The sequence below is a fragment of the Mesorhizobium sp. LNHC221B00 genome (assembly GCF_000502935.1).
Taxonomy (GTDB): Bacteria; Pseudomonadota; Alphaproteobacteria; order Rhizobiales; family Rhizobiaceae; genus Mesorhizobium; species Mesorhizobium opportunistum.
Genome location: NZ_AYWR01000003.1, coordinates 118,319 through 141,051 on the forward strand (window position 1 = coordinate 118,319; position 22,733 = coordinate 141,051).

The window sequence follows — 22,733 nt, forward strand, 5'->3', positions numbered from 1 at the left end:
AGCTGATTTGCGGGAAACTGAATGACGAGGAAACTGGAATATCTGCACGAGATCGAGCGCTGCGTCTCCTGGCTCGCAGCCTGGACGATCCACCACGCCAACCACGTCCGCGAGGGCGATGAGATCAAGGTCGGGGGGCATCAGGCCTCGTCCGCGTCGCTGAGTACCATCATGACCGCGCTCTACGGTTCGGTCCTGCGCCCGCAGGATCGAGTGGCGGTCAAACCCCATGCGGCGCCGATCTTCCATGCACTTCAGTATCTGGCGGGCAACCAGACGCACGAAAAGCTCATGAACTTCCGCGGCTACAAGGGCGCGCAGAGCTACCCTTCGCGGACGAAGGATGTCGACGATGTCGACTTCTCGACCGGGTCGGTGGGTCTCGGCGTTGCTCAGACGCTGTTCTCGTCGCTGGTGCAGGACTACGTCTCGGGTCACGGCTGGATGAAGGAGCGTGCCGAGGGCCGAATGGTCAGCCTGATCGGCGACGCCGAGATGGATGAGGGCAACATCTACGAGGCCCTGATCGAAGGCTGGAAGCACGGGCTCAGGAACTGCTGGTGGGTGGTCGACTACAATCGCCAGTCGCTCGACGCCGTGATCCGGGAGGGCCTCTGGCAGCGGTTCGAGCAGATTTTTCGCAACTTCGGCTGGGACGTGATGGTCCTGCGCCACGGGGCTCTGCAAGAGGCTGCCTTTGCCGAGCCGGGGGGCGAGAAGCTGCTCGAGTGGATAGAGCGCTGTCCGAACCAGCTCTATTCGGCGCTGACCTTCCAAGGGGGTGCTGCCTGGCGCAAGCGGCTGCTCGACGAGATCGGAGACCAAGGGCCGGTCACCACTCTGATCGAACGCCGCTCCGACGACGAGTTGCAGGCGTTGATGACGAACCTTGGCGGGCATGACATGCCGAGCCTCCTCGAAGCCTTCGAGGCGGCGTCCAGGCATGACCGTCCCGTCTGCTTCATCTGTTACACCATCAAGGGCTACGGTCTGCCGCTTGCCGGACACAAGGACAACCACGCGGGGCAGATGACGCCCACGCAGATGGAAGACTACCGCCTGCAAATGGGCGTAAAGCGGGGTGAGGAGTGGGACAAATGGGCGGCCGCCACCTTGCCGGAAGCGGAACTTGACGCCTTCTTCGCAAAGGCGCCGTTCTTCAGTGAGGGGCGTAGGAGGCTGTCTGCGCCGTCGGTGCCGGTGCCTGAAACCCTTCCGTCACCGGGGCAGCCCGGCAAGCCGCTCTCGACCCAGATGGGGTTCGGACAGATCCTGAACGACATCGCACGCGAGCGCAGTCTGCTTGCCGATCGCATTGTCACCACCTCGCCCGATGTGACGGTCTCGACCAATCTCGGTGGCTGGGTCAACCGGCGCGGCCTTTTCGCCCGGGAGACCATGGCGGACACCTTCAAGGCCGAACGCATTCCGTCGACCTTTACCTGGGAATTTGGGCCGAAGGGGCAGCACCTCGAGCTCGGGATCGCCGAGTCGAACCTGATGATCATGCTCGGGGCGCTCGGTCTCTCGCACTCGATCAATGGCGTGCGCCTGCTGCCGATCGGGACAGTCTATGATCCCTTCATCTACCGATCGGCCGACCAGCTAAACTACGCCTGCTATCAGGATGCGCGCTTCATGCTGGTCGCAACGCCCTCGGGCGTGACGCTAGCGCCCGAGGGCGGAGCACACCAGTCGATCGGCACCCCATTGATCGGCATGGCGCAGGATGGGCTTTGCGCCTTCGAACCGGCCTTCGTCGACGAACTGTCCGTGATCATGCGCTTTGCCTTCGATTACATGCAACGTAATGGCGAGGGGGATCCGGATGAGACGACGTGGCTGCGTGATCAGACCGGAGGATCGGTCTATCTTCGCCTGTCAACCCGGCCGCTCGAGCAGCCGCCGCGCGACATGAACCCGGCGCTCGCGCGGGACATCGTCAATGGCGCCTATTGGCTGCGTCCGCCTGGGCCCAACGCGAGTGTCGTCATTGCTTATCAAGGCGTCGTCGCGCCGGAGGCGATTGCCGCGACGGGTCTTCTGGCGGAGGACCGGCGCGATGTCGGGCTGCTCGCGATCACCTCCGCGGACCGGCTTAATGCGGGCTGGCAGGCGGCGGAACGTGCCCGGCAGCGTGGCGCGATTGGCGCCCTGAGTCATATCGAGCGGCTGCTCGCGCCGCTATCGCGTGACTGCGGCATCGTCACCGTGATCGACGGCCACCCGGCGACGCTCGCGTGGCTCGGTGGGGTTAACGGGCATCGCGTGAAGGCGCTCGGGGTCGAGCAGTTCGGCCAGACGGGGACTATTGCGGACCTATACCGTCACCACGGCCTGGACACCAACGCCATCGTACATGCGGCACAGGCGGTGAGTGCGGGACCGGCTGTTCGCTACCGGAAGGCGCTGCCTTGACCATGAGCTACCGGATGCTCCGTGGCTGGTACGGATCGGCTGTTTCCACGGGCGTTCCGGTTTGCTTCAAAGCGGAAAGGGCCGGGACACTGTGGACGTTCTGATCGCGCTTGAGTAGCTTGTGCGACCCCCAGGGTCACCTGGAATACGCAGGGAGGCGGCTTTTATTTAGCCTTGCGTCCAATTACGAATTCGATCCAATCCAGTCCGGAGCAAAAGCTCCGCGTCCTCCCGATTTTCGGCTTCGACGTAGCACCGCATTTCCGGGGCATTTCCGGATGGACGCAAATGCAAGACACGCTTATCCGCGAGAGTGATACGAAGTCCGTCAACATCGCTAACCTTGCTTACCACTCCTATCGACCCGACGAAGGCGGCGATGTTAGTTTCCGCTGTACGAAGGTATGTCATGAGGCGAGTGCTGCTTTCGACGGAAAAATTTTCCAAGCGATCCGCCGCCGCTGCCGGCAATTGAAAGGAACTGCCAATCTCCGACAGTGGCTGCCCACTTGTACTAACAAGGGAAAGTGCCGCAAGGATGGGGAGAAAACTGTCGCGTGTAGGTAGCGCTGTCAGTTTAGTTCCGTTCGGGTCAAAGTCCGTGCCGGTCAACAAACCACCGTTTGCTTCGAAACCAACCACGCGCTCGTGACCCGACGCAACCAAATCGAGCATGGCAGCAATAACAAATGGCGATCCAACCTTGGTACGCACGACTTTAAAAGAACCTGCGGTCTCGATACCAGAGTTTGATGTGACCGGCGTGACGACTGCCTTCGCTTGCAGGAAGTTCGCCGTAATCAGGCCTAACAAATCACCGCGAAGGGGGTCTCCGTGGTCGTCAGCTACCAGTGGGCGGTCACCATCGCCATCTGCCGAGACGACCGCATCAAGCCGATGCTCTTTGGCCCAGAGCTTGAACTGTTGAGCAGTCTCGTCAGAGACCGCTTCAGTGTCGACAGGAATGAAACCTTCCGAACGTCCCAGGGTTACGACCGTCGCACAGTGATATGAGAGAATGTCAACTAAGAGATCGCGCGCGACTGTGCTGTGCTGATATACGCCCACCGTTAAGCCCTTTAGAGCATTAATCTCCATAAGCTTTCGATTGCGCGCCATGAAAAAGGCCTTGCATTCGGCCTCCCGGTGCTGCCGACGTGCAACAGCACCTTCAAGGACGTATCCGCGCTTCTCCAACTGCAAGGCGATGCGCGTTATCTCCCGCTCATCACCCTTGTCGATCTCACCGTCGGGTCGATAGAATTTTATTCCATTACGGTCGGCCGGAATGTGCGAGCCTGTGATCATCAAACAACCACTCTTACGCGCCTGAGCATACAGTGCCAGGGCAGGGGTGGGGACTGCGCCGCAATCGACTACGATGAAGCCGAGCGCGGACAGTGCCGCCGCACAGACGGCGGCGATGGCCGGACTCGAGGCGCGAAAGTCGCGCCCTATGAGTATCTCGTCGCCAATTCTGGCCAGGCCGGATTCCAGCAGGAATGTCGCGAATGCCGTTGCATATAGGGCAGAGGCGGCTCCTGCCAATTCTGTCGCCAGGCCCCGTAATCCACTTGTTCCGAATTTCATACCAAATCCGACGTTGCTAACCGGGTTTTGAAGGTAACATGCTCAAACTTTGGCTCGTCCGGAATGCCCATCGACAGATCCCTCGGACGAGAACAAGAAGTACATTCGGTTACCGTAGACGCGTTCGGTTATCGACGGTTACCCTTGTGAGGATTGACGCAGTCGGCGTCGGCGTGGGCAGCGCACCGTGACCTTCACGGCGACGAGGTTGGAGCGGATGGGGTCCGGGTCCGGCGGGGCTCCTCGCGGCTGGCTCACATGAGCGCTATCGCCATCGAGTGATTGTCTCAGTCTACATTAGCTCTGGGTCCCGAAAGCGCGTACAGGCCTGAGACGCAGCAAATCCTCTTATCTATCGCCGTTCGGTGTAGCTCCCGTTTAGAAATGCATGATAGACACTCTCGATGCCTTCCATGAGAGTGATCTTTGCTGCCCATCCCAAAGTGCGCAGCTTGTCGACGCTCATCAGCTTTCGCGGTGTACCGTCAGGTCTAGAGTGATCATGCGCGATCTCCCCGGTAAATCCGACTACACGGCAGATCATTCTAGTCAGCTCTAGGATCGTGATGTCCTGTCCGCAGCCGAGATTGACGTGATCATGGTCAGAGTAGTTCTTCAGAAGGAAGACTAATGCGTCGGCGCAGTCGTCGACGTGCATGAATTCCCGACGTGGTGTGCCCGTGCCCCAGATGGTGATTTGCTTATCACTTATGAGCTTAGCTTCATGCGCTTTCCGGATCAGCGCTGGGATGACGTGGCTTGACTGCAAGTCATAATTGTCGCCTGGCCCGTAGAGATTCGTCGGCATAGCGGAGATGTAGTCGCGGCCGTATTGCTGGCGATAGGCTTGAGCCATTTTGATGCCGGTGATCTTGGCGACGGCGTAGCATTCGTTGGTGCGCTCTAGTGGCCCGGTCAAAAGCGCGCTTTCAGGAATGGGCTGTGGTGCCATCTTCGGATAGATGCAAGACGAGCCGAGGAAGAGGACGCGGTCGACATTGTTTTCGTGGGCTGCCGCGAAGATATTGGCCTCGATCATCAGATTGTCGTAAAGAAAGTCGACCGGATAGGTGGCGTTCGCGAGAATACCACCTACCTTTGCCGCCGCCATAATGATAGCGTCCGGTTTCATCACTGCCACGAAGTTTTCAACTTCGGTCTGTCGCTTGAGGTCTAGCTCTCCCCGAGGGGCGGCCACAACTTTGCAGTCTTCAGACGCGAGTCGGCGTACAACAGCGCTGCCCACCATACCTTTGTGGCCAGCGACCCACACGGTTTTTCCGTTCAGATCATACATTACGCTTCCTTCATGACTACAGATGTCTGCATGACCTTCAGGTCTTCGCGTACCATTTCCGCAGCAAGCTCGCGCACGGATGTCTCATGCACCCAGCCGAGCTTCTCCTTCGCCTTGGTAGCGTCACCCAGGAGAAGATCGACTTCCGTGGGGCGGAAGTAGCGTGGGTCCACTTGGACTAGGCATCTGCCGCTCGCTACATCATAGCCCTTTTCGCCGACACCCTTGCCACGCCATTCGATCTCGACGCCGATATCTTCGAAAGCCCACTCGACGAATTGGCGGACAGGAGTCGTTTTGCCCGTAGCCAGCACGTAATCATCCGGTTGATCCTGCTGTATCATCATCCACATACCTCGCACGTACTCACGCGCATGGCCCCAATCGCGTTGAGCATCGAGATTGCCGAGATAAAGCTTGTCCTGCTTGCCCAGGTAGATAGCAGCGGCAGCGCGGCTGATCTTGCGCGTCACAAAAGTTTCGCCACGAAGGGGGCTTTCGTGATTAAAAAGAATGCCGTTGGAAGCGTGCATACCATAGCCCTCGCGATAATTGACGACCATCCAGTAGGCGTAGAGCTTGGCGGCGGCGTAAGGGCTGCGCGGATAAAAGGGCGTCGTTTCGTTCTGCGGTACGGACTGCACGAGGCCGTATAGCTCCGAAGTCGAGGCTTGATAGAAGCGGGTCTTGTCCGTCAGACCGAGGAGGCGAATCGCCTCAAGAAGTCGCAATGTACCGATACCGTCCGCGTTTGCTGTGTACTCAGGTGTTTCGAACGACACCTGCACATGGCTCTGAGCAGCCAAGTTGTAAATTTCGTCTGGCTGAGATTCCTGAACCACGCGGATGAGGTTAGTCGAATCAGTGAGGTCACCGTAATGCAAGATCAGGCGCGGATCGGATTCGTGCGGGTCTTGGTAGAGGTCTTCGATACGACCCGTGTTGAAGGAAGAGGAACGTCGCTTAATCCCATGAACGATGTAGCCTTTTTTGAGAAGAAGACGGGCAAGATAGGCACCATCCTGTCCAGTTATGCCCGTAATAAGAGCAACTTTCCTGCTATCGCCCATTCTATTCCTGCCCTATTAAAGTTTAAAGTTTCGGCTCCGGCTCGCCAGGCCGACAGAATGTGCGGCCAGCCCCGTGCGCTATGGAGCACTTCGACAGATGCGGCGCGAAGCTCGTCATTGACAGTCCGCCAGCCGAGCACACCTCTTGCTTGGAGTCACAGCAAAATAGAGTTGCGCCGCTAACCTGTCGGCTTCGTACATGCGGTCTGAGTGCCGCTCAGCTCACGCCGTGAGCGACATGTACTCCCAGCACCTTGCAGCTGATTTGCTCATCCATCAGCGAGTGAGGACGCCTTTCTTTCTTGCTTCAGCGTCTTCTAATGGGAATTGTTTGGATCAGTGAAATCGATTGTTTGGATAAAGTGCATCCACAGAATGGATGGTCCGACCGAGCAGCGGGGGCGCATCGCCGGCCCGGAGTCGTAGGCGCGAGCTTCCGTTCGGGGCGAGGACGACGTTCGTGGCCGCGAGCCCTCACCACAGCATCCGGCACAGGTCGTGCAGAACTTTGGGAGCAGACTGCAGATTCTGTCGATCAGCTGGTTCCAGGCGCGTCGAGCTGTCGACCTCATCTCGCCCGGTACCGGTTGCTGTATGCAGCCTTGAACCCTTGGCGTATGGCGTCGACGGAACGATTTGCTCCGGCAGGCAGTGTCGCAGCGTTTCCCGGCTGTTTCGGCTCTATTGGCCGGGCCCGCGTCAGCCGAGCCCCTTCATCATGGCATCCAACACATGGATGGCCGGCATCCACTCAATAGATTTTACATATGCCGCGGAGGCCCAGTAGAGAAGGCGGAACCGGAAGCGAGGGCATCGGCTTCAAGCTGTGCGAGCGTCACGGGATTAGTGGGCAGTGCTGAGTGAGCTCTTCTGCCCTATGGCCCGGCCTCTGCCAAGCGCCCGGCGTCAGGGTCTACGTGTCGACTAAGGATACCAAACCGGGCAACCTCCTCTCTGAACGAGATTTCCGAAAATGCATGTTAGTGGATTGGAAAAGCGCCGGTTCGTCGTCTCTCGGAGGCGTACGGGGTTCGGTGATTGTCTGTGGTCATTGGCGGCCGCTTGGCGCTACGCGCAGCGGTCGGGACGAACTCTAGTCATCGACTGGCGGGGGGCCTGCTACCTCGACCAACCCTTCACAAATGCGTTTCCGGTGTTCTTCCAGCCGATCAATGACATCGCTGGCGTGCCGGCTATTTCCGACGACCGGATCAACGACGTTTCCTTCCCTGGTCCATTCTTCCCGGAGTGGTGGAACAGGCCGGCGATCGAGTGCCTTTACCGGCCAGATGAGCAGATTTTCCAAGAGCGCGATGAGTTGGGCGAGCTCTTTCAGGCCGAACACGATGTCGAAGCGAACACAGTAGTGTGTGACGCTTGTCTGATGTGGCGGTGCGATGAGGATGCAGAGCGGCAGGTGTTCCAGAGTGTCCAGCCTCGGCCAGAAATTCAAGCCCGCATAGATGCCATTTATCAGGAACGTTTTGAGGGGCACAGCATCATCGGGATTCATGTTCGGCACGGTAACGGTGAAGACATCATGGAGCATGCGCCCTACTGGGCCGATCCGGAGCTCGCCGTTCGGCAAGTGTGCGCTGCAATTGACAAGGCTAAGGCGTTACCGCACCCCAGGCCTGTGCGGCTGTTCTTATGCACGGACAGCGCGCGGATACTGGATCTTCTGTCGGCCAGGTTTCCCGATCTGCTCACTGTCCCGAAGCACTTCGGACCCAATCAAGCTGGCCCCTTACACACTGCAGCACTCGGGATTGACGGCGGAATTTCCGCCCTCGTTGAGATGTATCTTCTCGGGCGCTGCGATACCGTAATTCGGTTTCCCCCGACGAGCGCCTTTACACGATATGCACGCCTTTTCGCACCACGGGTAATTGAATTCGATCTGAAAGAGCCAAGTCGTTTGACTTTGATAGAAGACAGCCAAGTCTCTGATCTCAGTTATGACCCGCCACCTGCGCAATTCGGCAGACGCAACCAACAGGCATAGTTGAATGCGCATTTCTCACCGACGCCAGTGGAGGCGTCGTACATTACCGATAGCGTCGTCATCTGACGCCGCCCGCAACGCGCCAGAACTTCGCTGTTACGCGGGGGCCGCAGACAAGCCAGAGCGACGGCGATCGTGACGCTGACGCTCGAAAGAACGCGGGCGATCACTCCAGAGACGAGATTGAGGTTGGTTATGAAAGTCATTCCCGTGATCATCAGCGGCGGAGCCGGATCGCGGCTATGGCCCGCCTCAAGGCAATCGCACCCCAAACCTTTCCTCAAAGTAGCGGATGGATATTCTCTCATTCAGCACACTGTGCTGCGCGCCGCTTCGATAGAAGGTGTCGTGGAACTCGTCGCTGTGACATCCGGGGACCACCTCTTCCTGACCAAGGACGAATTTGACGAACTGGATTCCGTGGTCCTGCCACGCACCTTTCTGCTCGAGCCCGAAGCTCGGGATACGGCCGCCGCCGTGGCTGCAGCCGCGATCCATGCGAGGGCAACGCAAGGCCCTGACGCGATCCTGTGCGTCTTCCCGGCCGATCACCTGATTAGCAACCTGCCTGCGTTTCTAGACGTCATGGGCCTGGCCATGGAACATGCGAAGCTCGGGCGGATCGCCACATTGGGCATCACCCCAACCAGACCGGAAACCGCATTCGGCTACATCGAAGCAGATGGTGAGAACGTCGTCCGTTTCGTTGAAAAACCGGATCTGGAGACAGCCAAAGCCTATGTCGCGTCCAAATGCTTCTTCTGGAACGCCGGCATCTTCTGCTTCAGTGCGCAAACCATGCTCGACGAGATGGTTTTGCATTGTCCCGAGGTGCTCCAGGCCGTCGCCGACAGCTACGAGAACGGCCGCGCCAGTCAATGCCAAGGCTTTGCCAAAATCGAACTCGCGCCTGAGCATTTCGGTTCCGCGCCGCGAATCTCGCTCGACCACGCTGTCATGGAGAAGACTAACAGACTTGCCGTGGTTCCCTGCGACATGGATTGGAACGACATCGGATCCTGGAACGCAATGGCCGATTTGATCGCCCCCGACGAAAGCGGGAACAGGATACGCGGCGATGTGCATATGGTCGACACGACCGGCACCTATGTGAGCTCCGACAAGCGCGTCATCGGCACGGTGGGCGTAAGCGATCTGGTGATCGTGGATTCTCCGGACGCTTTGCTTGTCACATCCCGCGACCGCGTTCAGGACGTTAAGAAGCTCTTCGAGGGCCTCAAGGCTTCGGGACATGAAGCTCATCTGGTCCATAGCACGGTACACCGGCCCTGGGGTACCTATACGGTTCTGGAGGAAGGCGAGCGCTTCAAGATCAAACGCATCGAGGTGAAGCCCGGTCGCCAGTTGAGCCTGCAGATGCACTATCATCGTTCGGAGCACTGGGTCGTGGTCAGCGGCTCCGCCAAAATCGTCAATGGCGAGCAGGAGTTGTTCCTGGGGACAAACGAATCTACTTACATCCCCTGCGGCCATAAGCATCGGCTCGAGAACCCAGGCAGAATTGACCTGGTTATCATTGAAGTGCAGAGCGGCGATTATCTCGCCGAGGATGATATCGTTCGCTTCGACGACGAATATGGTCGAACGTAGATAACAGTACAAAAAACGTTAAACGGCGAGCCGTCGCTCAAGGATCTCTGTCGTGGGTTCTGGGCCTGACATTGGCAAGCAGCGGGCCGAGCGTGTCATAGTATCCGCCCGCACTCTCATCAGGCACTCGATCGTGGTCGAAAACATCGGTGAGCGCTTGACAGCTCGCCGTCCGCGGTAACGAAGACTTCAGATATTTCTTAGGCGGACCCGTTGCTCAGCTGTCCAACGGCACAGCCGTGTTTCAGCCTGTAGGCGGCAATGAAATCCTCATCGCTGCAGATGCAGCGGCCGCTGGAATCTTTGGCTTTCGGATCATGGAGGTGAGAACCAAGGGGGCGCAGTAGATTCATGCGAGTGCTGGTTGTCCGACTCATCGGAAAACCCGCACTATGCTTGACCAGGTCTGCGGCAAGCATGATCCCGGCAAGCGCTGATTGAAAGGCCATCGGAACCACGGTTCGAACGAGACGACTTCCATCGCTAAGCTGGAACACCAGACCGCCGCAGATATCCGGAGGCGAACGTCACTGTCCTCACCGACGACGCGTCCACGCTCGAAAACATCCGCAAAGCGCTTGCCTACCTCGCGGCGACCGCGACCGCCGACGACACCGTCGCGATCTTCTTCTCGGGCCACGGGGCGCGCATCGGCAGTGGCGCCGAGGCGACGAGCGCGCTCCTCCCCTACGATTGCAAGCTCACGGACGTCGCAGGAACGTCGCTCGGCGAGGCCGAGCTGTCCGCTGCGATCGCCGCCATCAAGGCACCGCGGGTCATCCTCGTCGTCGACGCGTGCCATGCCGCCGGCACCGCCACGCTTAAGTCCGGCCTGGGCGATGATGGGCAGGACGGGAACGACGAAGGGTTCGACGAGAAGTCTCTGCGGAAACTGGCGCGGGGGACAGGCCGGGTTGTGCTCGCGTCGTCGCGTGCGACCGAGACGTCTCTGGTGCTCAGACGCGAGCGGAACAGCGTGTTCACGACCGCGATGCTCTCCGGCCTCAAGGGCGCTGCCACCGCCGCCAGCGACGGGACCATCGGGTTTGACCTGTTCAACCACGTGTCTGAGACGGTCAGGCAGTCCGTCCCGGGAAGGCAGCACCCAGTGTTCAAGGCTAGCGACCTTGAGGAGAACTTCCCCGTCGCACTCGCGCTCGGCGGCACCAAGTCGATCTCACCGGGCGTCAATCAGCGCCACCGGGACCTCGAGCAGATCATGAGGGGACCTCTTCCCGCTCGGCCCGACGGACCAGGACATCTGGCTGCGGGCGGGGGGCGACGTCTCGCGCCTCAGGCTGAGCGGCAACGGACGAGCGCAGTGGTTCGCCGCGCTCCGCCTGATCTCCCTGGGCGGTGGCGGCAGCATTTCGCGCGAGAGCGTGATCGACGCGGCACTGGACGAATTCCCTGCCCACCGCGAGCTCAAGGCGTTGCGCTAATCCGCTCGGCCCCGGGGTCAGCGATGTCTCGTTCAAGCCAATGTCGCATGCCTTCGGCAGGAAGACGGAAGTCAAGCTTCAGAAATGGTCAAGCAAATGGCGCAGCTGGACAATATCTTTTGGGGAAACCGCGAGCAAGATTGCGTCGATGTTCTTCAGTCTGTCGATCGGCGGCGGCGACTAGCCTTCGAGGAAAGAGACGGGATGGCGGCGGTACATCATCAAACCATGATACAACTTGAGGAAAGCATCCGACTTGGGGTCAAAAGTGGTGGTTCCTACCAGCATCTAATGGCAGCTATTCGCCAATTCACAGCCGAAAGAGGACAGTCCGCAGTCGGCCCCAAAGCTGCCAGGCGGGAACGCGCCTAAGTCGGTCGTAGGGACACGCGTCTGGCATGCCCGGAACCAGACATTGGTAGAGATCGAAACGAAGTGTCTGCTCCGTGTACCGTTCGCGCGAATTTTGATTTGATTTATGCCATACTGCGCAAGCATCAGCATGTGATCGATTACGTCAAACAACATGAGCGAGAGTACCTTCCTAGCGATGACGACATCTCCTTCTGACGGATCGGCCTTCGCAGTGCCGAACAAACGCATGATGGTCTGCCGAGAGTCCGCCGAAGATGGGAGAGACGGGCGAGAAGTGCAGTTTGCGGATTTCAAATTCGAACCCTTGGGCTACGAAATCCTGGCAAACGCCAAGCTCGATCAACCGGTGGTCATTCCCTTTGTCGGTCGTGGGACAATTATCGGAGGCGACGTCGAGGCGGCTGATATCGGGCGCGTAGGCAGCTTTCGGGCAGAGCTGCAAAGTCGCTACGCATCAAAATCCATTGGTCTTGTTAAAGGAGGCTGGCTGCCCTCAGCAATCGCGATCGCGGACGATTCTATCGTGCTACCGGACCGCTGCGTCGTCGCTGAGTTGGATAAGCGATTGCTGGGCGGGGTGGCCAAGAATGGAACGCAGGGCGACTTCATCGATCTGTTTGCGGACAGCGCAGTACGCATCAATCCAGCGCTGTTTGCTCTCGAAGGCCACGACAGGGAACATCCGACAGCGGAATCCGCACGACGGAGTCTCGACGAGGCAGTGAGAAAGCTGCGTTCGGCGCTCCCAAATGCCACTCTAATCGCTGCCGACGCCGATGGTCTAAAGGGCATCCTAGGATTGATCGAAGATACCCGCGAAGGCATGAGCCGTAAGCAGGATTTTCTCGTCCGCCTCAATCCGACACTTCAGGCACCCGTCGGAAAAAGGCGGAGGCAAACCGTATGCGATGAGATTCTTGCTACCGCGAAGGCTTGCGGCCTGCCGGCACGCTCACTCCCGGTCCTCGCAGCCCTTAGCGCTGCCTTGGGTCCAAACGGAAAAAGTCCGGCGAAAGGCATGTTGAAGTTCAAATCCGTCTATGGAAGGCACGAAGCTTACAACGCTCTGGCCGATTTGCGTTCGCTCGAGATTCTGATGCACATCTTCGCTATCTGGCCGAATCAGCCAGTTATGCTATGCACCGCCGACAAGGACCTAGCGTTGTTCTGGGCAGGCTTGCGTGCGTCAAAATTCGAGCATCGCGCCGGCAGCGTGAGTTTCGACATTAATCCGGTCGCTCTGATCCCAAGTATCAGCACCGACCACTGGCTAGAATGGCTTGGCTCGTAGCGTCTCTTTTCGACATACCGCGTCCATAGAATATCCCTTGTTTATAATATCGGTATGGGAGCTCCCCGATCCGAGCACGAGAGACGATGATCCGCGCCGAGAGGTTCAGCAATGTTTGCATTTGCAGACGAGACAGGCAATTCGGGACGCAACATCTTCGACGAAAATGAGTACTTTCGACTAGGCGCGATACTCGCAACTTCCGACATCGCGCCGCACGCGCAAGCAGCATTGTCCCCTTTTCTGAAAGAGAGGTCGGTAGAGCGTTTTCATGCGCATGAGTGGCCGGAAGACGCTGTGGCAAAACTCGGCCAATCCGTCATCGACGCTCTCGAAGCTTCAGGAGCATGGTCATTCAGCCTAACTGAGATTCACAAGCCCTATATGGCCCCGACCAAGTTCGTGGACGTGATTTTCGATGCAGGAGAGAACAAGGCGGTCCCTGGCAATTGGTATTGGGACGAACTCAATCGCCACGTTCTATGCCTTACTGTCGACAGTGCCATGTCGCGCGACACCGCGAAGCTATTCTGGAATGCCTTCTTGGGTGATGACTTCTCGAGCATAACGACCAGCCTCGATCTGATCGAAGCCGGAATGGACATCAGGGTGACACCGCCGGCCGTGTCCAAAGTGGTCTCTAGGGCCTTCGAATACGCTCGGCAGAAGCCTGCGGAATTCACACTCGCGAATACGTTGAAGAGGAAGGGCTATCAGGCCAACACTCCAAACGTGGTGGCTTTCACCCACCTCTTTCAGGCCATTCATGATTTTGCATCGAAACACTCCAGTTCGCCGGAACGCCTCGTGCATGATAAGCAGGACGAATTTCGCAAAACTCTGGCCGAAACCTACGAGCAATTTGGCAACATCATTTGGCACGACCCGATGGACGATTCTTTTCCTGACGCTTCACTCGCCAAGTATCAGCTCGCCCAATTCGAGATGCCGTCATCGAAAGACAATGCCGGGCTTCAGGCAACGGACCTTTTGCTCTGGGTCGCTCAGCGTTCACCCAGAGGCGAGGCGCTTACCGCGCTCAAAGCCAGGTTGAAGACCAAAACTGATGATTTCATGCTTTCGCGCCGTATGTCAGAGCTGATCGTTCACGTTAATCTTCTGCGCAATGAGCGACAACGTGGTCGCGACAGTCCATGAAGGCCTCGGTGGAATACGACCCTACGCAAGCTTTTGAAGGATATAGCCCGGGAAGATCACCTCCCTACAGTCAATCACAGAAGTTATCGATTTGAGGGTTTCGAGATCCTCGCTTGTGGAGAATATCACTTGCTGATTCCGCGTTTTGGCTTTGGCCGCGCGATTCAGAAGGTTCTGAAAACTCGGTCGAGAAGACGACTGCTGACGCGGCTCATCGAAGACAAGCATGCCGGGATGGTTGGTGGATTTGTCACTGGCGAGTTCGAGCAGTCCCAACTGATAGGCCCATTTCAGACGAATGGCGTCACTAGCTGATGTCTCGAAGCCAATCTCAAATCCTTCCTTCTCGGGCCGGTAGCTGTCTTGGGAAATCGATAGCTCTGCCGGCGAGAATGTGCTGAAGCCGAAATCTTTGGCCTGATCCTGTACCAGTGACGTCAGCCGGTTTAGTTTGTCATGATCGCCGGGAGAAAGCTTTTCAGTCGGAATCTGGGCTCGCTCAAGGAGGAGCGAACTGTAGGCTTCTTGCAGATTACCAAGTCGATCCAGGGCATCATCAAAAATCGCCTGAAGGGCTTCGAGGTCCCGCAATCGTGCCTCAGCTCGGATGCGCTCTTCTATGATGGCTGCGGATGGGTTGGCGCCGGGCGCTACCAACTCTGATCGAAGGAGCCGAATCTGAGCGTAGTAGTCGACCAGTCTTCGACCGATCGCCGAGAGCTGATCCCGCCGATCATTCTCCTCGGCCTGTTCCCTGGCGAGGATGTCTTCGAACATTTTCTTCTGCGATCGAATGTATTCGATATTGTCGGAGATTGGCATCACCGCCGAAAGGGCGTCCTGTGCCAGCAACGTGTCTATCAGTGACTGCTCGCATGTTGGACACCTATCTGGCGTCAGTGCGGCCGTGACGCCGGAGTAGCGCTGCAATCTTTGCACGTCGAGGTTCTTTGCCAGATCGTCCTCAAGAGTGCCGATGCGCCTTTTTAGGGACTGCATGTCAGCAATTTTGAGTTGCTGAACAGCATGCACACGAATGCGCTCGGCATTTAACTGATCGACATTCTGGGTGATCTGGGACAGCTTCTGAGTAACCTCTTCCGATTGCTCCTCGACGTCAGGTACCGCTCTCGCAGCTAGCTCCGCGACACTCCCCCTGAGTTGGGAGACGACGGAACTCAATGGAACCCATTCTGTCCCCTCAGCCAGCTGCACATGCGCGTTCGACAATACAGCCGGATCGGCTACAGGGCTTTCGCTTAGAGCTGCAACTCGTCCGCCACCTCTGGCCACAAATCGTTCCAGTTCTTGCCGAACCACGGACCAATCTTTCGAGTTTGCTGCTAGGCGCTCCGCGAGGCGTTCTCTCTGCACCTCGAGCTTGTATACATCGAGCCCCATGATGAATTCGACAGCGCGCTTATGCACCTCGCGGATTCGCATATAGGTCGGTATGGCGGCCGGTATCGCCGACCATCCAAACTTTTGCTCAACCCAGAACAAGGGGAATACGGTCTCAAGGTACAGTTTCGTTTCGGGAGCATCGTACCGCCTAACCTGCGGCAATCGCCATCCTACGAAACCTTCGAGAAAGTGGTGAAAGCCGTCTTCGCGCTGCGCAGCCCCGGGATCCAGAACGAAGAAGTTCTGTCGGCGCATGGCGGCCCCGTCGGTTGACAATGCGGCACCGAAGTCGACAGTGACTAGCCGGGTATCCGTGCTTGCCTTCACGGCGCGATTCACGGTGATGACCTGGCCGCTTCCGTTAGCAATTTCGAGCGACACACTCGATTCCAATACCTCAACGCGCTTTTCGGCGTCCGTGTTGAGATAGGTTGTCATAGCATGCGGCAGCGGAATCTCTCGCCGTGGGCTCAGCATGCGCTCTAGGCCCAAGGCATAAAGCATTCCTTGCATGCAGGTCGATTTACCCTTTGTGTTGTCAGCCCACAGGACCGTCAGGCCAGGAGAGAATGGAACATCTGCACCGTACAACCCGTCGGATGTCACTGCACAAGTCGCAAACGCTGGAAGCGCAGTGTCATAGGAGATCCTCCAGCCGCCAAACTCGTTTCATGAGTGCCTCGGTCATTTTCGGCGCTACATCACGAAGGAACGACACTTCCTCTCTCAGCGTGTCGCCACCCTTCACAATGACCGAAGCCATTTTCTCGCCGGTGTCTGTGAGCGAGACCGACGTGCCCTTTTCAATCTTCACCAGCTTCAGTGCATGTGCCAAAGCCACAGCTCGGTTGAGAGACGGCTCTACTCGAACAGAAACCTCCATGGGTGTATATTCACCTGACAGAAGCCCGCGAACTTCCTCCATGCCCTCCGGCAATCGAACGGCATGCGCCATAAACTGGAGTTTCTGAAAGTTGGATTTCTTCGCCCGGCTATAAAAGAGCGCGAGGACCAGCACGGCTATCCCCCAAGACATGCGGAGGTCCCCCGGCATGGGGTCGGGACGCGCCGTATAGGTGAATGCCCCGCCGAGTATGGCATGCCGAAGGCTCGACTCACTGGCCATTGGGAAAATCCAGCGGGCAACGCATGATCCATTCACATATGGAGCCGTACGCGATCTGCTCTGCGTTCTCCGCCGAAAGACTTGGGGCCGCCGCTTGCATCGCAGCAATTAGGGCATCGAGTTCCGCGTGCAGTATCTCCCCGGCGGATCCACCTGATTGGGGTCCAGCAAATTCCAATCGTCGAGCACGGCTCCTCACCGCAGACATGACCTTCTCGTGGAGATCGGGCGAACCAAAGCGAAGAGCATCGAGCACAGCGTTGCCCTGCAGGAAAGACCTCACTGTGTCGCCCACGACATCATCGAGCTTGTCTGGTGATGCCCGCTTTTTGAGCTTCGCGGTGGCATTGGCAAGGAGGTCGGAAGACCCTGCCGCCCATGTGGCCAATTCCGATGGTGAGGGCGTTTGGATAGACAGAGTTACCTTGGAAAGAGCAGACATTCCCAGAGCAACGGCGTCATTCGGAAAATTGCTGGGATCTTGAATGATCACCTCGACCGTAGGGTCGAACGCAGGACAACCAACGTCACGCAAGTCTTTCGTCTTCTTGGCGCAGTGAAGATTAACGTCCTTGCTGTCATGGAGGAGCGCCATGAGGACCCAGTGCCTGATGGGCACGCCGTGGAATAACTTTCCAATCTCGGCATGATTTTTGACGAGCTTCCCCACGTCCGTTGTGATCTTTTTCTTCTGGCGCTCCGCCCGAATCGAAATATTAATTGGTTCGTCGACCGCATAGCATTGGTAGGCAACCGCGTCCTTTGTGCAGTAGTAATCAATGCCGTAGTCGCCCTTGTGGGCAGCCGGAATTTTCTGCACGTGCAGCGGACCGTGACGCCCATGAAGTAAACTTTGGGCAAAAAGCTCCCAATCGTCTGGATTCCAGACCTGCACTGCATTCAACATTGCCGATACCCCCAATATTATCAGCTTAACGCCAATGCATCATAATTCAACGGACCATTGGGGAACCAGCCAAGCAAAAGCAAGGCCCGTCATTTCACAAATGCCGATTTATGCGATGAGCTTGAGGGCTCAACGCTGTGTGAAAAGGGCCGCCGCCACCATGCCGGCGCAATCATCGGCCGAGACAGAACGAGATCGACAACTGTGGGCAGGCCGCTCGATACACATCGCCCATTCAGTTTTCGTTCCATCTGATGGCGCGCCTCTTGAACGGCCGACAATTTCGCGGAGGCCGGAACCCGCCGTCGCAAACATGGCTTCGGAGGCCACAAGCTAGGCAGTGCGCACCCTCGTTCACGCCGCTCCCGTGCGCTCGGCTTCAATCTCACACCAAATGCAGGGAGTTGCGGGCTCCACAGCCTAAGGGCAGCTTTCCGGTCGACGCTGCGCAACAACGTACGTTCAACTTACGGCCCCGAATTCGCCTCAGAATGCGAGGAATTGCGAGAGCGTTTCGCGCGATCCCGGAAAGAGCAATCCCACTTCAATCGCGATTGCCGCGAGGACTTGGAGCAGGAGGATGCGAGCGAGCCTGGAGCGGAACGGCTCCTTGCGCGTCTTGTGCCGGATCGTTTTTTGCGCGATCACAGTTCCGATGCTGCCGCCAATGGTGGCGAGTGTAAGAAGCGTCCACTCTGAAATGCGTTGGGAACCGTTCTTGGCCATAGCCTTATCGAACGCCATGAAGGCGTACGCCAGCAAGTTTACCGCGAGAACGTAGCCGATGACCCCGATTGCAAACTGCTCAGGCATGCGCTCCTCACCTTCGGGCCAGTATAACCTAAGCCCGTCAAACCAACGGATGGCAACGGGTCCATCTAAATGAGGTATCTGAAACGTCGTCATGGTGACCCGAAGGGCGACTTTCGCCAATCGGAACGCAAAAGCCGACCGACCGCTCTCGACCCCACAATCTCCTGAACGTTTGTGCTCTGGCCAATAGTGGCCTGAGGAGAAACGATATGGGACATTCGCAGTATGACCTCGTCGGACAAGGCCATTCCGCTTGGAATGCAGGCAAGAGAGTAGGCGTCAAACGACCAAGGTTCGTCAGATTTGGGAAATCCGGTTCTTTCTCGACCGCGAAGGTCGATCACGGGACCGAGCGCTGTTCGACCTTGCGATTGATAGCAAGCTACGTGGTTGCGACTTGGTGAAGCTCAAGATTGGCACGTTAGTGAGTGGCGCTGAGATTCGGACCCGGGCGATGGTTGTGCAGCAGAAGACTGGGAGGCCAGTTCAATTCGAACTGATGGCAGACGCCCGAGCAAGCCTACTTGCATGGCTCGAACTTAGAGGTGGAACGGTCGACGATTTGCCTTTCCCAGTCGGGTCGATCATGCTGGCCCTTTGAGCACCAGGCAGTATGCGCGCCTGGTCGATGAATGGGTTTCGGCGGTTGGCCTTCGCCGTGAGGATTATGGCACCCACTCGCTTCGTCGTAAAGGCCTCCATTATCTATAAGGCCACCGGGAATCTCCGAGCAATTCAAATTCTGCTCGGCCACACCAAGATTGAGAACACCGTCCGGTATCTCGGCGTCGACGTCGAGGATGCACTGACACTGGCCGAGGGAACTGAAATCTGAAAGAGGACGACCTCGCGTGAGTCGCGTGGGGTCGTCATCGCTTCATGCTCGGCCCAGCGGCTTTGCGCCCAACTTCGGTCGTTCGGCGAGCCTTTGCGGCTTCTCAAAAGCAGACATTGGCGTCCTGGCAAGGCGAAAAAGCAAGTTGGAGGTGGTGTGCCGACATCGATTGGGCCGTCATGGCGCGGTTGCGAGCCCTTGCCCGATATCCGCCTCCGCATCGGAGCCTGCGAAGCCCTCCCGTCGGGCGCTGCCTATCAGCGCCGAACGAACATTGATCGCCGTTGGTATTCGACCGCCGCGGCGGGTCGCCTCCCACCATAGCGCCGCAAGACCGGCCACATGCGGGCACGCCATGCTCGTGCCACTGAGCGTGTCCAAGCCTCCGCCGGTCTTGGCGGAGATCACGTCGACACCCGGGCCGCTCAGAAGGGCCGCGCTGTTGGAGAAGTCCGAGACCACGAAACCTTCGCCGCGGCGACCCACCGCAGCGACAGCGATGACCTCGTCGCTGGCGGCAGGCAGCGAAGCAGCGATCCGCCAATTTGGATGCTGCTCCCGCTTGCTCTCATTGCCGGATGCCGCCACCACCAGGGTGCCACCGTGGATACCTCCCCTGGGCTTGGTCAGGCTCATCACCGCGTCGAGGACGCGGAGGTTCACTCTGTAGGACTCGAGAGCGTTTGAGGCAGCCAGATCGGCAGGCCAACCGTCGTCAATCCAGCTCTTGACCATGCCCGGGAAATCGAAGCCGAGTGACATTGAGATGATATTGGCGCCTCGTCTCAGCGCCCAACTGACCCCGTCCTCCAGCGTCTGGGTATCACCGCTGCCGCTGTTGTCGAGCACTTTGCCGATTAGGGCCTTCTTGATCCCGCGCGCAACACCGATCCGAAGGCCGTTGACATCGCGGCCGAAAACCGTTCCAGCGCAGTGGGTGCCATGGCCGAGCACGTCACCGTTCCCTTGGCCAGTGAAATCTTCTTCCTCGAGGTCGACGCCAGCGAACGCCGGGTGAGTAGGGTCGATCCCGGTATCGAGTATTGCGGGTACGACCCCTTCCCCGGAAAACCCGGAGGTCGAGGCGCCGGTGGCCTGCAGCCCCCAAACGTCCCCGGTCGCAGAACTCGAGCCCTGGAACGGTCGGATGAGCTTGATGGCCATGGCAGGGGCGATCGCCTTGACCTCCGGAAGGGAAGCGAGCGTGGCTGCGGCCTGATCCGTAAGTCTCTCATAGAGCACGGACGGCCCCCTATCGGGGGAGGTGCTCTCGATTCCTCTATTGGCTCCACCAACGGCGGCCTCGGTCTTCCTGATGATCACATATTTGCGCATCGACTCCCCACTCAAAAGCGCTTCTGCTCGGCAAGCCTGCGGTAGTGCGCGCCGATCGCGGTCAGCTTGCAGCTGTGCGATTCTATTGCCGCGTAATACATGTGCTCCGTCCCCACAGGAACGACTAGGCCATTCCTGTTGCACGCCTGGAGGCCCTTGAAGATCGCCACGTGACCTTCGTCGACCGGTAAGCTCACTATCTCGGGCGGGACGTTGTCGCGCGCGGGCTCGTAGGAGGGATCCAGCGGAAATTCGGCGGCGTCATTCGGAAACAGCTCGGGCAAACGACGGAGGAATTCCTTCGAGATCTTTGGCGCGACCTCGCGAAGTTTGACGAACGTGTGGACGTTGGCCTTGTAGATCGGGCGCTGCCCGCCCCAAGGACCCAGCGTTTGGTCGACGAGTGAATAGAGGGCCGCTGGAGTAACGTTCCCGAGTATGTCGGATGCAGAGCCCTTGAGACCGGCGAGGAGGATGTCGGTGAATAGCCCGTGCTTCTGACCCTCGCCGGCCACACCATCACGATGGCTGGCGGTCAAGATGGTGACGCCAGTACCGATCACCGACACATCCTTGCTGACTAGTGCCGGTAGCTCGCCAGCAAATCCAGAGTGACAGCTGTCGAGGATAATGACGCTAGACTTGATCCTTGGATAGGCTTTGTTGGCAAGCCCGAGGATGTCATCGCTGAGCGACATCCCCCATCCGCCCTTCTTCCCATTCTGGGCGACGATGTAGCCGTTGTTGGTCTCGCGGTTGATGATGCCGTGCCCGGCGAAATAGAAGACGACCGTCTCGGCATCGCCCTCGAACAGTTGCTCGACGGCTTCGTTCAAGAGGGCGGATGTAACTTCGAAATCTTGGCTGACCAGCCTATGCACCGCATAGTTCGGATCCCCGTTGCCCAAAGTCTCCAGGAGATCGCCCATGGCCAGCGCATCGTTGACGCAGCCGGTCAGGGGATGACTGGGATAGGAATCGATGCCGACGACCAAAGCGCGTTTCATGTGAACTCCTTCAGCGGACTCAATCGTACAGTCTAGGCGGGTCACCGCGCCGTTTATAGGCGGCCCTGACGTACCCGCCCCATTGATCCAGCAAGCCGCGGCATTCATCCCCGTTAATGAAGCCGGCGCCGTCGGCAAGGCTGAATTCGGGCAGATAGAGACCCGTGACGCCCTTCTCCAGGACTCCTTCCGCCAATACCCCTCGCTCCCGCATGATCAAGATGGGCAGGCCGAGTTGGAAGGCCATCGCCGGCTCGATCTGGCAGTACGGGCTGGTGAACCAAACGTTGGAGTCGTCGCGCGCCGTCATGTCCGGAAGGTCGGCGCCCGGATATTTCGTAACCGCCGACGCAAGAGTCCGTCGAAAAGCGACCGATACCAAACCGCAACAATGGGTGAGTAATCTGCGGATGCCGACCAGCGGCGCATCGAAATCGTAGCTGCTGCCTGGCCCCATGCTGATGGGCTCGAAGCCGCGTTGCGTCAAAGCCTCAGCGAACTGGGTGATGAATAGTTCCTGAGTGGCTAGGTGAGGCGTGGGTCTGCTGAGAAAAATTGGAACTTTCAAGAATACCCCCGCTACTAATGTCGACCATATTGAGCTTCTGAGCTTAGCGCCCACCGTTGATGAGTATTTTCAGGTTCTCCCAAGTCCACTTGTACATGGCGTCGCTCGCCAAGGCGGCGCTCGGCTTCACGTTGCCGCCCGAGGAATAGCCCGCCAACAGGAAATACGGGACGAACTCGTCCTGCGCCATTCTCAACTCGGCGCTGACGCCTGTAGCGGTATTGGTGTGCTTGCCGCAGATGACGCAAACCACGTCGACTGACCTGATGCGGGTTCGAGCGTGCTTCTTCCAGTTCTCGTCTATCGCCTCCTTGATCGACCAGTCCGCCAACTCAAAGGGACTGTCGGCCAATTTGGCCTGACCGACCAGGAACGTTTTCAGCGTCTCGTCATGATCGTAGTCAAAACTGATGAAGACCTTTTTCTTGGTCATACCCATGCTCCTCCCCTTTCGGCGCTTCACTCGGCTCGGGCGCGAATC

17 protein-coding genes and 2 pseudogenes are annotated in these 22,733 nt (G+C 58.2%); 8 read left to right on the plus strand and 11 right to left on the minus strand.

What is annotated here, in order from left to right:
• The first annotated feature begins 21 nt into the window (after window positions 1–21).
• The gene (locus tag X741_RS161420; protein WP_023735780.1) at window positions 22–2,418 is read left to right on the plus strand and encodes a transketolase; all 2,397 of its coding nucleotides are present in this window, start codon (window positions 22–24) and stop codon (window positions 2,416–2,418) included.
• 168 nt (window positions 2,419–2,586) lie between these two features.
• Here the strand turns inward: X741_RS161420 and X741_RS161415 are convergent, their stop codons facing one another.
• The 3 genes from X741_RS161415 to gmd form a co-directional block, all read right to left on the minus strand.
• On the minus strand, window positions 2,587–4,008 hold the full coding sequence (locus tag X741_RS161415; RefSeq protein WP_023735779.1) for a phosphomannomutase: 1,422 nt from the start codon (window positions 4,006–4,008) through the stop codon (window positions 2,587–2,589).
• 352 nt (window positions 4,009–4,360) lie between these two features.
• Window positions 4,361–5,305, minus strand: a complete 945-nt coding sequence (locus X741_RS161410) for a GDP-L-fucose synthase (protein ID WP_023689384.1) — start codon at window positions 5,303–5,305, stop codon at window positions 4,361–4,363.
• On the minus strand, window positions 5,305–6,375 hold the full coding sequence (gmd, locus tag X741_RS161405; protein WP_023692482.1) for a GDP-mannose 4,6-dehydratase: 1,071 nt from the start codon (window positions 6,373–6,375) through the stop codon (window positions 5,305–5,307). The genes X741_RS161410 and gmd overlap by 1 nt, the downstream gene beginning before the upstream one ends.
• Before the next feature lie 973 nt (window positions 6,376–7,348).
• On the opposite strand from gmd, the gene X741_RS161400 reads away from it, so the two are divergent.
• The 6 genes and pseudogenes from X741_RS161400 to X741_RS161385 all read left to right on the plus strand — a co-directional run bounded on the left by X741_RS161400 (window position 7,349) and on the right by X741_RS161385 (window position 14,257).
• Entirely contained in the window at window positions 7,349–8,380 is a 1,032-nt protein-coding gene (locus tag X741_RS161400; protein WP_023735778.1) for a nodulation protein NodZ, read from the plus strand.
• 195 nt (window positions 8,381–8,575) lie between these two features.
• Window positions 8,576–9,991: a mannose-1-phosphate guanylyltransferase/mannose-6-phosphate isomerase gene (locus X741_RS161395; protein ID WP_023776443.1), complete on the plus strand. Its 1,416-nt coding sequence runs from the start codon at window positions 8,576–8,578 to the stop codon at window positions 9,989–9,991.
• A gap of 565 nt (window positions 9,992–10,556) precedes the next feature.
• Window positions 10,557–11,072, plus strand: a pseudogene (locus tag X741_RS1000000170750) (caspase family protein); the annotation flags it as partial.
• Window positions 11,073–11,256: 184 nt separating this feature from the next.
• Window positions 11,257–11,433 carry a hypothetical protein gene (locus X741_RS1000000170755; RefSeq protein ID WP_245270346.1) on the plus strand — a complete coding sequence of 59 codons (177 nt, stop codon included), beginning with the start codon at window positions 11,257–11,259 and terminating at the stop codon, window positions 11,431–11,433.
• A gap of 526 nt (window positions 11,434–11,959) precedes the next feature.
• A complete protein-coding gene (locus tag X741_RS161390) occupies window positions 11,960–13,099 on the plus strand; it encodes a hypothetical protein (protein WP_156937834.1) in 1,140 nt (379 codons plus the stop codon).
• Window positions 13,100–13,210: 111 nt separating this feature from the next.
• Window positions 13,211–14,257, plus strand: a complete 1,047-nt coding sequence (locus X741_RS161385) for a DUF3800 domain-containing protein (RefSeq protein ID WP_023776450.1) — start codon at window positions 13,211–13,213, stop codon at window positions 14,255–14,257.
• A 21-nt stretch (window positions 14,258–14,278) separates the two neighbouring features.
• Here X741_RS161385 and X741_RS01000000166260 read toward each other — a convergent pair whose 3' ends face one another.
• From X741_RS01000000166260 to X741_RS161370, 4 genes are all read right to left on the minus strand, one after another.
• On the minus strand, window positions 14,279–16,165 hold the full coding sequence (locus X741_RS01000000166260; protein ID WP_245272650.1) for a hypothetical protein: 1,887 nt from the start codon (window positions 16,163–16,165) through the stop codon (window positions 14,279–14,281).
• Between the two features lie 133 nt (window positions 16,166–16,298).
• Window positions 16,299–16,787: a hypothetical protein gene (locus X741_RS161380; protein WP_023776451.1), complete on the minus strand. Its 489-nt coding sequence runs from the start codon at window positions 16,785–16,787 to the stop codon at window positions 16,299–16,301.
• Complete coding sequence (locus tag X741_RS161375; protein WP_023776452.1) at window positions 16,777–17,694, minus strand: hypothetical protein; 918 nt, start codon at window positions 17,692–17,694, stop codon at window positions 16,777–16,779. The genes X741_RS161380 and X741_RS161375 overlap by 11 nt, the downstream gene beginning before the upstream one ends.
• A 486-nt stretch (window positions 17,695–18,180) precedes the next feature.
• Window positions 18,181–18,507 (minus strand): DUF1294 domain-containing protein, encoded by a 327-nt coding sequence (locus tag X741_RS161370; RefSeq protein ID WP_023776453.1) that lies wholly within the window; start codon window positions 18,505–18,507, stop codon window positions 18,181–18,183.
• A 209-nt stretch (window positions 18,508–18,716) separates the two neighbouring features.
• On the opposite strand from X741_RS161370, the pseudogene X741_RS1000000171640 reads away from it, so the two are divergent.
• A pseudogene (locus X741_RS1000000171640) lies at window positions 18,717–19,342 on the plus strand (tyrosine-type recombinase/integrase).
• Between the two features lie 177 nt (window positions 19,343–19,519).
• Here X741_RS1000000171640 and X741_RS161365 read toward each other — a convergent pair.
• Genes X741_RS161365 through X741_RS161350 form a run of 4 tightly spaced genes read right to left on the minus strand, consistent with a single transcriptional unit; the run spans window position 19,520 to window position 22,691 of the window.
• Window positions 19,520–20,677: a S8 family serine peptidase gene (locus X741_RS161365; RefSeq protein WP_023776454.1), complete on the minus strand. Its 1,158-nt coding sequence runs from the start codon at window positions 20,675–20,677 to the stop codon at window positions 19,520–19,522.
• 11 nt (window positions 20,678–20,688) lie between these two features.
• Window positions 20,689–21,684, minus strand: a complete 996-nt coding sequence (locus tag X741_RS161360; protein WP_023776455.1) for a caspase family protein — start codon at window positions 21,682–21,684, stop codon at window positions 20,689–20,691.
• Window positions 21,685–21,703: 19 nt separating this feature from the next.
• The gene (locus X741_RS161355) at window positions 21,704–22,252 is read right to left on the minus strand and encodes a hypothetical protein (RefSeq protein ID WP_023776456.1); all 549 of its coding nucleotides are present in this window, start codon (window positions 22,250–22,252) and stop codon (window positions 21,704–21,706) included.
• Between the two features lie 43 nt (window positions 22,253–22,295).
• Window positions 22,296–22,691, minus strand: coding sequence for a TIR domain-containing protein (locus X741_RS161350; RefSeq protein WP_245272652.1), 396 nt, complete (start codon window positions 22,689–22,691; stop codon window positions 22,296–22,298).
• Window positions 22,692–22,733 lie beyond the last annotated feature (42 nt).